Genomic DNA, 10,637 nt, shown 5'->3' on the forward strand with positions numbered 1-10,637 from the left:
AAGGCGCCGCGATTTCGGGATAAGCGTGACGACCCATCAAATCTTCGCGAAACATGCACTGTTGGTCTCTGAGCGACCACAACTCACACTGAATGATTACTGCGTTGATACTGTTCGTGAATGTGGCGGGCCTCGATCCACGGATCAGTTGCCCGGTACGGCGCGAAATCCGACACGTCACCGCAATACTCCTAGAAGGGCAAGTCCCCTATGCAGACGGCATTCTGGAGCAGACGTCGCGTTCTCGGCGCGGTCGCGGCCGCGACCGCTGTCGCCGCCACCCCCTCGGTCCTGCGGCCGGCCACCGCGGCGGCCGCCGAGGCGGCGGGCGCCGACCCGGTGCCGCTGCCGGACACCGATCGCGCCAAGGCCGTCCGCGCGTGGCTGTCCGGCGGCAGGGGCGTCAAGGCCGCCGCCACCAGGGCCCTCTACGGGACCGACAGCGAGATCCAGTCCTTCCTCGCCGAGACGCTGCCGCAGCAGACCGTGCAGGACAACCGGGTCGCGATCGTCAGCAGCCTGGACCGCGCGGGCAGGGGCCTGCGCCGCGAGGCCGTCGCGGCCCTGGACAACGGCGACGAGGCGATAGCCGGCTTCCTCTCGTCGGGCTTCGCCCCCGCCATGCTGGAGGACTTCCGGGTCGCCACCAGCATCGTCGCGTCCAGCGGCGACAGGGCCGTGGTGCGTGAGGCCAACGCCGCGCTTGACGTCGGCACCGAGTCGTCCCTCGTCACCTTCCTCAGCGACGGACAGTACGACGCGCGGCTGGAGGACACGCAGGTCCAGGTCAGCGCCATGCTGATGAACGGCGGCCCGGAGGTGCAGAAGTACGCGGACCGCGCGCTCAACGGCTCCGCGACGGACGTCGAGTGGTTCATCGAGACCGGCCAGCACATCGCGCGCGCCCGCGACCAGGAGTCGGCGACCATCGAGGAACTGGTGGCCGTCGTCCAGAGCGAGGGCAGGCGCGCCGAGCGCCAGACGAACCTGGCGATCGAGGCCGGGGCCCGCGCCGAGACCGCCGCCACCAAAGCCAAGGAGGCCGCCCAGAAGGCCGCCGCCGAAGCCGCCGCCGCGCAGGACGACGTGCAGAAGTCGGCGGCCGCGGCCCGCAAGGCGGCCAGCGCGGCGAAGGGCGCGGCCGACGCGGCCCGCAACGCCGTCAACGCTTCCAACGCCGCGGTGACGGCCTCCCGCCGCGCCTCCTGGGCCGCCGCCGGCGCCGCCCAGGCCGCCGCGAAGGCGGGCAACGCTGCCTCCCGTGCCTACAACGCCGCGATCGCCGCGTCCAAGGACGCCGGCAAGGCGGAGAGCGCCAAGAACGCCGCGGTCGCCGCCCGCAATGCCGCGGACAAGGCCCGCAGCGCCGCCGCTGCTGCCGAGAAGGCAGCTCTTGCCGGCGACGCCTCCTCGGCCGCGGGCCTGGCCGCCGCCTCCGCCGCCCGCAACTCGGCCGCCGCCGCGAACGCCGCCGCCCAGGCCGCCGCGTCCGCCGGTGCCGCCCAGTCGGAGGCAGCCGAGGCCAAGCGCCAGGCCGGCATCGCCACGAGCGCCGCCAACCGCGCCACGAACGCCGCCTCCGCCGCCCAGGCACTGGCGAGCGCCGCCGCCAAGGCGGCTCGCACTGCGCGCGACGCCGCCAACTCCGCCGCCAACCACGCCGACAAGGCCGCCGACGCCGCCGAGGAGGCCGTGAAGTACGCGGGCCAGGCCGTCGACTACGCCAACAAGTCGACCGCTCACGCCGCGGAGGCCGTGAAGGCCGCCAACGTCGCCACCCAGGCCGTCAGTGATGCCATCGAGGTGGAGAAGAACGCCCGCGCCGCCGAGGCGCAGACCATCGAGCAGGACAAGCAGCAGGCCATCGAGGAGGTCCGGCAGCTCGCCGCCATCGAGCAGGCCGAGCTCTCCGACGTCCGCGAGAAGCGGCTGATGACGGAGCGCACCGACCAGGCGACCAAGGACCTCATCACCAAGGCGGAAGAGGCCCTGTACTCCGGCGACATGGCGGTCGCCGCGACCGCGGGCCGACAGGCCGCGGTCGCTCTGATGGACGCCCGCGGGGCCTACACCCGGCAGGCGGCACAGCACGCGCTCGCCGGCTCCGACGACGACGTCTACTCCTGGATCGACCTCGACCGATCCCTCGCCGCGACGCAGGACGACCGCGAGACCACCCTGCACGTGGCGACGATCGGCGGTCCGAAGGTGGCCGCGGCCGCCGCCGCCGCGCTGGAGAGCTCCGACTCCAAGGCCGTCGGCGACTTCCTCACCGGCGGCATGAAGCGCGCCTCGGACGAGGACCTGCGCGTCGCCATCAACAAGATCCTGAACGACAACCCGGGCAGGGCCGTCAAGGACGCCGGCAACGACGCCCTCGACGAGAACACCACCGAATCCCTCAACCACTTCTTCGACGAGACCTACCCGATCGCCGTCAAGGAGGACGACCAGGTCCGGGCCAACCAGCTGATCAAAACCGGCGGCGCCTACACCAGGTCCTACGCGGAGGTCGCGCTCGAAGGACCGCAGTGGATGCTGCGCAACTTCATCACCCTCGTCCAGTACCGCACGGCCCAGCTGGACTTCGACACCGCCACCCACGTCGCCGCGATCCGCGGGGCCATCGCGGCCGCCGCGAAGATCGCGGAGAAGGCACAGGAGGACGCGGCCCTCGCCTCGAAGGCCGCCGCCGACGCCCGCAACGCGGCCACCGAGGCCCAGGAGTGGGCGCAGAAGGCCCTCGACTCCGCCGCCAAGGCCGACGACTACGCCCAGCAGGCCCGCGACAACGCCAACGCCGCCGACAAGTCGGCCGCCGACGCCCGTGCCTCCGCCGCCACGGCGAAGAACGCCGCCGCCGTCGCCCGCGGCGCCGCCCGCTCCGCCAACTACTCGGCCAACAAGGCCGTCGACTCGGCGCGCTCGGCCCTCGCCTCGTCCGCCTCGGCTCAGCGCTCGGCGGCCGCGGCCCGCGCCGCCGAACTCGCCGCCTCCGCCGACGCGGCCGCTGCCGCCCGCGCGTACGCCGAGGCCAAGCAGATCGCCCTCGACAAGAAGCGGGCCGAGGAGATCGCGAAGGCCAAGGCGGCCGCGCTCCAGGCCCACGAGGAGCGCCTGAACGGCCAGAACCCGGCCGACAACGACAAGAACAACCAGGTCAACCCGAACGGCACCGCGGACGGCGACGCCGACGAGTGGTGGAACGACGCCCAGTTCTACGCGGACGCCACGGGCATGATCAGTACCGGCGCCGCGTTCCTGTCGGCCGGCTGCGCCCTCGCCGCCATCGTCTTCCCGCCGGCCCTCGGCGCGGCCGGCTTCTTCGCCGGCGTCTCCGCGGGCGCCGGTGCCCTCAGCAGCCTCTTCACGGGCATCGAGCACGGCTTCACCAGCGGCGCCTTCTGGGAGTCCGCCGCCGGCACCGGCCTGAGCCTGGTCTCCTTCGGCGCCTACAAGTGGGTCGGCGCGGCCGACAAGGCGCTCGGCGGCAGCATCGTCAAGCCCGTCGTCAGCAAGATCACCGACACCGGCGAGGACCTGGTCGCCGGCGCCACGAAGGGTCTCAGCAAGCTCTACGAACTGGTGGCCTGACCTCGCCCGTCCGCTGCTGACGGGGCGCCGCAGCTACGCGGCGCCCCCTTTCCCCTCCTCTCACGGAAAGGTCCTGCCCCGTGCATGGAATACGTGGCGGGCGCGCCACAAGGAGACGCGCCCGCTCGACCGTCCTGGGCGTCGTCACCGCCCTGGCCCTCGGTCTCACCTCGGCCACGACGAGCCAGGCGGCCGAGCCGCCCGCGCCGACCCACACCGCGTCCACCAGCGACTCCGCAGCCTCCGGCGCGCAGACCACCGATGCCGTCGAGACCAGCGCGTTCGTGGCCGGTTCCGGTGAGCAGTGCACCCCCACCGCGCGTGGCTCCAAGGAGCGCCGTGCGGGCGCCGTCGAGTCCTGTGTGACGGTCGCTCCCGCCCCCGCGAAGGCGAAGACCCGCAGTGGCCCCGCCGCCTCCCTTTCCTCCGCCGCCGCGGACGCTCCCGTCGGCAGCTGCGACCTCACCAACCCCGGAAGCTACAGCTACGGGCGCTTCTCGTACTGCGTGACCGGCATCAACGTCACCTACATCCTCCGCGACAGCAGGGGTGTGGAGATCGGTCGTGGCACCCTGGAGGTCTCGACCGGCGCCGACCTCTCACCGACCGCCACGACCTGGAGCGAGCAGGTCACCGTCAGGATGACCAGCGCCTCCGGCGATGTCACCGCCCTTAACGTCAAGTTCCGCGCATCCTGTGACGCCGGCTGCACGGCCACCGACATCGCCCCGTGGTGGAACGGCGACATCACCGTCAGCACCCCCCTCACCGGCGACGTCGGCTACTCGTCGCCCCAGACGACGGGCTCCTCGTCCTCCTTCTACACGTCCTACGTGATGTACGTGACGTCCCCGGGCGCGGCGCCGACCGACCCGAACGCATCGTGGAAGAACCCGAGACAGATCAGGTGCGACGACGCGGTCGGCGGCACCTCGGTGGCGGGCTGTGCCGTCCCCTCCGTCATGGCCGTCGTGCCGATGAAGGCGACGAGCTCGGACGCGGGCGGCGCCGTGGCCGCCTACGGCTGGGCCCAGAACAATCTCGACGGCGCCTGGGGGAAGAAGGGCAACCCCCTGACCCGGTCGACGAGCGGCGTGGCCAACCGCACCGCCGCCACCTGCGGCGGCTTCACCGCCCAGCCGGACCTCGTCACCACCGACACCTGCGCCGACTTCCCCTTCGGTGAGGCGAAGGAGGGTGGTGCCGCCGGCGCGCAGTGCGTCGAGGTGATCCCCAATCTCGGTAACGGTGAATGGGACACCTACGTCCTGAACGACGCCAATGTCCTGGACCGCAGCTCGCCCTGCGTGCAGGCACATGTCACGCCCGGAGAGCAGCAGTTCGCCGCCACCCAGCTTGCCGATGGCTTCAAGGATCTGCGAGTGATCGACGCCGACCTGTTCGAGCTGACGTTCTCGCTGCCGGACACCGGCCCGCAGGCCCGCTGCCTGAACGACCCCGGGCCGATAGGCTCGCTTCCCAACGGCGACGGGTGGTTCTGGAACACCACCGAGGCGGTTCCTCTCGTCAACCAAAGCGACCCGGCGGGCGGGGGCGGATACAGGCCGACCCGGGCGCAGGCATGCGTGGGGCTGAACGTCAAGGACGGAACCAACACCAGCAACCCCGTCACCGGCATGAAGGACGCGGAGGAATACGCGAAGGCGAACAACCTCACCTACGACCAGTCCCGGTGTCATCTCATCCCGAAGGTCCTTGGTGGAAAGGGCACGAGCAAGCTCACTCGGTTCAACCTCGTCCCTTGCTGGCAGGTCGGTATGAACACGGGCTCGCCCAGCATGCGGACGTACGAGAAGATGGGGGAGGACCTGGTCAAGGGCGATGATCCCAATCGGGTTCTCGGAACGAACGACGCGATCTTCTACCAGGTGACACCCGTCTACAAGGACGCGAACAGCACCATCCCAGTGGGCGTCACGATGAGCGCTACCATCGAACGGGCTAACGGGACGACCGAGGAACTGTTCCCCAACGTCTACGTCACCAACACCTATTCGAACACTGGGTTGTACAACCTCGGTAACTGATCCCACTCAGTTCGCACCAACGGGAGCCGGCATGAGTTTCACCACCCCGCCGCGGCCGTTCGACATCACCGCGCTCTTCCCTCAGCTGGCCCCGCTGGCGCGCACGGCGATCCGGCTGCATCCGCGGCCGGGGTCGCCGACCGTGCACGACAGCTCCGTCGGCGGGCCGCTGCTGTGGCCCGCCGACGAGCCGTGGCCGTACTGCGACGAGCCGCACGACAGCCGCGCGGCGCCGGTAGTCCACTCCCCGGACGACGTCCGGCTCCTCCGCCGTGACCGCGCCGCAGCGGCCGAGCGGCGGCGCCTCGACCCCGAGGCACCCCAGTGGACTCCCGAGGAACGGGCGACCTGGGAGCGGCTCGCGGACCGCCCGTGGTTCGACGGCCCGATCCCCCTCCTCCCTGTCGCCCAGCTCTATGCTCGCGACGTCTCCTTCCGACGCCCGCCCGACGCCGACCTTCTCCAGGTTCTCTGGTGCCCCTTCGACCACGAGATGGCCCACCCCCGGACAGCTCTCTTCTGGCGCTCCTCCGCCACCGTCTCCGCCGTTCTCGACGCACCGCCCCAGCCGTCCATCGTCCAGCGCGACTGCTACCTCCCGGAGCCGTGCCTGTTCTCACCGGAGCAGGTCACGGAGTACCCCAGCCCCTCGGAGCTGGACAAGGAACTTCAGGACCAACTGGACGACATGAGCCGCTGGGAGACGATCGACCCCGCGCGGTATACCACGTACGCGGACGACCCGGGCGAGCTCTACCTGAACAACCTCTCCGCCGCCCCCGGCTGGAAGACCGGTGGCTGGACCCGATGGGGCCTCACCGACCCCAAACCCCACCCCTGCCCCGAGTGCGGCTCAGAGGAGGTCCCGCTCCTCACCATCGCTTCCTCGGAATGGGACGGCGGCAGCGAAACCTGGATCGCCGAGGAGGACCGGACGGACCCGGCCCCGCTTCCCCTGGGCGCCCGGAACGGCAACTACACCTTGATCGACGTCGTCGGCGGCTACGACCTCCAGCTCTACGTCTGCCCGGCCGACCCGTCCCACCCCCACATCGCCCTGGTCCCCTGACCGGCACACAACCCCGGTCTCTGCGTGCCTTGTGATCGTGCCAACGGGTTCTGGGGACGCGACGGCTCAGCCGGCCGTGGCGTCCAGCGCCACGGCCGGTGCGTTGGCCGGGCGCGGTACGCCCGACGGGTCGAGCACGAACAGCGCGACGTCCAGCAGGTCGCCGCGGACCCGGGCGTCCTCGGCGTACCCGGCGAGCGAGAAGTACACGCCCCGCGCCGACTCCGCCATGGCCGTCAGCCACAGGCACTCCACGTCCCGCACCGAGGCCGGGCCCACCGTCGGATCCACCTGGACGACGAGGCCGGGTGCGGCCAGCCCGATGCCGCACAGGGGCCGCTGGTCGGCGCGGCGCACGTCCCGGTGGCCAAGCCCGCGCAGGTACAGGACGGCCGCGGTGACCGCGTCGCGGGCGGTGCGGATCGGGACGGCCCGGTGCGCCGGGACCCGTGAACCGGGGGTGCGCCCGGACCGGCCCGTGGCCGCCGGGTCCACCGGCACGCACAGCACCGTCCCGCAGGGGCAGCCCAGCTCCGGCCGCGGCCACCGGCTCTCGGTCCCGCAGGCCGCGCAGCGCACCCCGATCCACTCCTCGTCCCAGGCCCGTCGGGTGACCGCGGTGGCGGCCCCGCGCGGGTCCAGCTCCGGGGCGACGGGCGCCCCGCACACACAGGGGTACGACGGTGCCGTGTAGCGGTGCCGACGCCCGCAGGCGGTGCAGCACACCGAGATGGTCTCGGACATGACCCCCATCGTCCTCTCTTGACGGCCCCCGGCTGCCCACTTACATTACTTCCAGATCGTAGAAAATAAATTTCGCTATACGGAAGTTGCTACGGAAGAGGCTCACCGCGGGGCGCGACGGGAGTGCGAATCCGACAGCCGGATCAGGAGTACTCGATGGCTCGTATGACCGCTGCCCGAGCGGCAGTTGAGATCCTCAAGCGCGAGGGCGTCACCGACGCGTTCGGTGTGCCCGGTGCGGCGATCAACCCCTTCTACGCGGCGCTCAAGGCGTCCGGCGGCGTCCAGCACACCCTCGCCCGGCACGTCGAGGGTGCCTCGCACATGGCCGAGGGCTACACCCGCACCCACCCCGGCAACATCGGCGTCTGCATCGGCACCTCGGGCCCGGCCGGCACCGACATGATCACCGGTCTCTACTCGGCGATCGGCGACTCGATCCCGATCCTGTGCATCACCGGCCAGGCGCCGACCGCGGTGATCCACAAGGAGGACTTCCAGGCCGTCGACATCGCCTCGATCGCCAAGCCGGTGACGAAGATGGCGGTCACCGTCCTGGAGGCCGCGCAGGTCCCCGGCGTCTTCCAGCAGGCGTTCCACCTGATGCGCTCCGGCCGTCCAGGACCGGTCCTGATCGACCTGCCGATCGACGTCCAGACGACCGAGATCGAGTTCGACCCGGAGACCTACGAGCCGCTCCCGGTCTACCGGCCCACCGCCACCCGCCCCCAGATCGAGAAGGCGATCGGCCTGCTCAACGCCGCCGAGCGGCCGCTGATCGTGGCCGGCGGCGGTGTCATCAACGCGGACGCCGCCGACCTGCTCGTGGAGTTCGCCGAGCTGACCGGCACCCCGGTCGTGCCGACCCTGATGGGCTGGGGCCTGCTGCCCGACGACCACGAGCTGAACGCCGGCATGGTCGGCCTGCAGACCTCGCACCGCTACGGCAACGCGACCTTCCTGGAGTCCGACTTCGTCCTCGGCATCGGCAACCGCTGGGCCAACCGCCACACCGGCAAGCTGGACGTCTACACCGCCGGGCGGAAGTTCGTGCACGTCGACGTCGAGCCGACCCAGATCGGCAAGATCTTCGCCCCGGACTACGGCATCGCCTCCGACGCCAAGGCCGCCCTGGAGCTGTTCGTCGAGGTCGCGCGCGAGCTGAAGGCGGCCGGGAAGCTGCCCGACCGCTCCGCCTGGGCCGCCTCCGCGCAGGAGCGCAAGGCCACCCTCCAGCGCCGTACGCACTTCGACGACATCCCGATCAAGCCGCAGCGCGTCTACGAGGAGATGAACAAGGCCTTCGGCCCGGAGACCCGGTACGTCTCCACCATCGGCCTCTCGCAGATCGCCGGCGCCCAGATGCTGCACGTCTACCGCCCGCGGCACTGGATCAACTGCGGCCAGGCCGGACCGCTCGGCTGGACCGTCCCCGCCGCCCTCGGCGTCGCCAAGGCCGACCCGGACGCCCAGGTCGTGGCGCTCTCCGGCGACTACGACTTCCAGTTCATGCTGGAGGAACTGGCCGTCGGCGCGCAGCACAAGATCCCGTACGTGCACGTCCTGGTGAACAACTCCTACCTGGGCCTGATCCGCCAGGCGCAGCGGGCGTTCGACATCGACTTCCAGGTCAACCTGGAGTTCGAGAACATCAACTCGCCCGAGCTGGGCGTCTACGGCGTCGACCACGTCAAGGTCGCCGAGGGCCTGGGCTGCAGGGCGATCCGGGTGACCGACCCGAACGAGCTGGGCGCGGCCCTGGAGCAGGCCAAGAAGCTGGCCGCCGAGCACCGGGTGCCGGTCGTCGTCGAGGCGATCCTGGAGCGCGTCACCAACATCTCCATGTCGGGCACCAACGACATCTCCAACGTGGTGGAGTTCGAGGAGGTGGCCACGGAGCCGGGGCACGCCCCGACCGCGGTCCGGACGCTGAAGGTCTGACGGACCCGGCGCCGAGCGCCGAGAGCGGCCCGTTCCCTTCCTCGGGGGGACGGGCCGCTCTCACGTATGTGCGGACCCCACGTGTGGGCGGACCACATGTGTGCGCGCTCAGTCCGAGCCGCCACCGCCGCCCGAGCCGCAGCCGCCCGCATGGTCCCCGTGGTGGCCCGCGCCGCCCCAGTCGCCCGAGACCGAGTCCTCGTACTCGTCGCGCCACCTCAGGAACCTGCCGCGGCCCAGGGAGAAGCGCACTCCTTCGGCCGGGGCGCCCGGGGCCGTCAGGCCGGTCCGCAGCGCGAAGCGCGGCAGCAGCAGCCGCAGGGCGGCATCGCCGTGCAGGGCGACCGCGAGCAGCGTGTCGTCGTCCGTCAGCCCGTGCCTGACCGCCGGCAGCGGGTGTCGCTCCCGCCAGAACTCCACGCGCCGACGGGCACCGCGGGTCGGCCTGAGCCAGGGATGGCCGAGCAACCCGTCCTCGGCGAGCGGGATGCGCGTCAGGGCCACGGCGAGGCGCACGTCCGGGTGCCGGACCAGCTCACGAGCGGTGAGCGGCTCGTGCAGACAGTCCAGGACCGTCCCCTCGAACGGCCCCAGGCCCTCCGGCTCGGGACCCGCCGCGCACAGCGTCCTGCGCGGGCCGGTCTCGACGGCGCCCAGCAGGTGCAGGGCGACCAGCGCCACCGTGACGGCGGCCGGTGGCCCGCCGCCCAGCAGCGCGACCTGGTGCGGCTCCCACCCGATCTCCGTGACACCGTCCACGACCCCACCCCCGTGCGCCCCGTGTTGTGCCGGGGTTGTGCCCGCTGCGGGGGTCTCCTACGCCCGCTCAGCCACCGTGGTGCTCATGGTGCTCGTGGTGCTCGTGCAGCCCCGGCCAGTCCTCCGGGCCGCCGCCCTGCCACTCGACCAGGTCGCTCGACTCGACGTCGGTCACGTACAGGTCGGCCAGCCGCAGCAGCTCGGCCACGTCGTCGACGTGCGAGGCGACGCCCAGGGTCTCCTCGCCCGAGGTGACCCGGCGGGAGCCGTCGAGGGCGGGGGAGTGGACGACGATGTGCGGATGCTCGGGCGGGTGTGCGGTTGCCATGCCTCCAGGCTGCTGCGCGGGCGGGCGATCCGCACGCCGGAGCACGTAGGAGCACCTCGGTAAACGCCGAGCAGCGCCGGATGCGGGACCGTCCGCATCCGGCGCTGTTCGGCCGGTGGAGGGTTTTGGTGGGGTTGTCTCCAAAAATTTCTTT

General features: G+C 71.5%; 7 protein-coding genes. 4 read left to right on the forward strand and 3 right to left on the reverse strand.

Features of this window, described 5'->3' with window-relative positions:
- Nucleotides 1–210: 210 nt before the first annotated feature.
- From ACZ7MF_RS31940 to ACZ7MF_RS31950, 3 genes are all read left to right on the forward strand, one after another.
- Nucleotides 211–3,594, forward strand: a complete 3,384-nt coding sequence (locus tag ACZ7MF_RS31940) for an ALF repeat-containing protein (protein ID WP_471481739.1) — start codon at nt 211–213, stop codon at nt 3,592–3,594.
- 80 nt (nt 3,595–3,674) lie between these two features.
- Nucleotides 3,675–5,642, forward strand: coding sequence for a DNA/RNA non-specific endonuclease (locus ACZ7MF_RS31945; RefSeq protein ID WP_471481740.1), 1,968 nt, complete (start codon nt 3,675–3,677; stop codon nt 5,640–5,642).
- A gap of 31 nt (nt 5,643–5,673) precedes the next feature.
- Nucleotides 5,674–6,711 carry a hypothetical protein gene (locus ACZ7MF_RS31950; protein WP_471481741.1) on the forward strand — a complete coding sequence of 346 codons (1,038 nt, stop codon included), beginning with the start codon at nt 5,674–5,676 and terminating at the stop codon, nt 6,709–6,711.
- A gap of 66 nt (nt 6,712–6,777) precedes the next feature.
- On the opposite strand, the gene ACZ7MF_RS31955 is transcribed toward ACZ7MF_RS31950, so the two are convergent.
- On the reverse strand, nt 6,778–7,464 hold the full coding sequence (locus ACZ7MF_RS31955; RefSeq protein WP_471481742.1) for a hypothetical protein: 687 nt from the start codon (nt 7,462–7,464) through the stop codon (nt 6,778–6,780).
- A gap of 147 nt (nt 7,465–7,611) precedes the next feature.
- Here ACZ7MF_RS31955 and gcl point away from each other — a divergent pair, with 147 nt between their 5' ends.
- On the forward strand, nt 7,612–9,396 hold the full coding sequence (gcl, locus tag ACZ7MF_RS31960) for a glyoxylate carboligase (protein ID WP_471481743.1): 1,785 nt from the start codon (nt 7,612–7,614) through the stop codon (nt 9,394–9,396).
- 108 nt (nt 9,397–9,504) lie between these two features.
- Here the strand turns inward: gcl and ACZ7MF_RS31965 are convergent, their stop codons facing one another.
- Together ACZ7MF_RS31965 and ACZ7MF_RS31970 are read right to left on the reverse strand one after the other, a co-directional pair.
- A complete protein-coding gene (locus tag ACZ7MF_RS31965; RefSeq protein ID WP_471481744.1) occupies nt 9,505–10,155 on the reverse strand; it encodes a TIGR04222 domain-containing membrane protein in 651 nt (216 codons plus the stop codon).
- A gap of 67 nt (nt 10,156–10,222) precedes the next feature.
- Nucleotides 10,223–10,483 (reverse strand): hypothetical protein, encoded by a 261-nt coding sequence (locus ACZ7MF_RS31970; RefSeq protein ID WP_471481745.1) that lies wholly within the window; start codon nt 10,481–10,483, stop codon nt 10,223–10,225.
- Nucleotides 10,484–10,637 lie beyond the last annotated feature (154 nt).

The sequence above is a fragment of the Streptomyces sp. NPDC111628 genome, from assembly GCF_055635195.1.

Coding starts and splice junctions, on each gene's coding strand:
- ACZ7MF_RS31940 (WP_471481739.1), top strand. CDS start 211: ATGCAGACGGCATTCTGGAGCAGACGTCGCGTTCTCGGCGCGGTCGCG.
- ACZ7MF_RS31950 (WP_471481741.1), top strand. CDS start 5,674: ATGAGTTTCACCACCCCGCCGCGGCCGTTCGACATCACCGCGCTCTTC.
- ACZ7MF_RS31955 (WP_471481742.1), bottom strand. CDS start 7,464: ATGGGGGTCATGTCCGAGACCATCTCGGTGTGCTGCACCGCCTGCGGG.
- ACZ7MF_RS31970 (WP_471481745.1), bottom strand. CDS start 10,483: ATGGCAACCGCACACCCGCCCGAGCATCCGCACATCGTCGTCCACTCC.
- gcl (WP_471481743.1), top strand. CDS start 7,612: ATGGCTCGTATGACCGCTGCCCGAGCGGCAGTTGAGATCCTCAAGCGC.